The sequence below is a fragment of the Vibrio sp. OPT46 genome (assembly GCF_015163535.1).
In the GTDB taxonomy this organism is placed as follows: domain Bacteria; phylum Pseudomonadota; class Gammaproteobacteria; order Enterobacterales; family Vibrionaceae; genus Vibrio; species Vibrio alginolyticus.
This window is the reverse complement of record NZ_JADDYG010000639.1, coordinates 1-451: the sequence shown is the minus strand read 5'-3', so window position 1 is coordinate 451 and position 451 is coordinate 1. Positions and strand designations below refer to the sequence as shown.

Here is a 451-nt window from a genome sequence, read left to right as displayed (position 1 = left end):
TATGGAATCAGAATAATGGAATATAAACCGAAGCTGGATAGAAAAGCGGTACAAAATGCGATGAAAAGACCACTTTTCCTACTTATGGACGGGTCTACTATCGTCCCGGTTTTGACATTGCCAATAATGTTCAGCTGGAACTACCTTAAAGCCATGTGTGTTTTCTATGTATTAATGTCCTTAATCTCTCTTACCAAAAGGACACCATTAGAGTTTTTTATACACCTCCTGTCAAAATACAACCAAGGCAACAACTTGCCATATCGAAAAAACGAAATTTGGAAGCCAGATAACCGATAAGAAATTGTTCTTATTCGTAGGTTACCTTACAGCTTTGTTTGTTGTTTGTTATACGAAAATGACGTATATTTATCAAAATAATAGGGGTTACTATGATGAAATTAAGATTAATTTTACCTTTACTCGTGATGAGTAGCGCGCAAGCGGGGGT

General features: G+C 36.4%; 1 protein-coding gene. It reads left to right on the top strand.

Translation table 11 applies throughout. The features are described 5' to 3' along the window. Window positions 1-300: hypothetical protein (locus IQR33_RS36030; protein ID WP_228014065.1), on the top strand; the 300-nt coding region annotated here is incomplete at its 5' end. Between the last annotated feature and the right edge of the window lie 151 nt (window positions 301-451).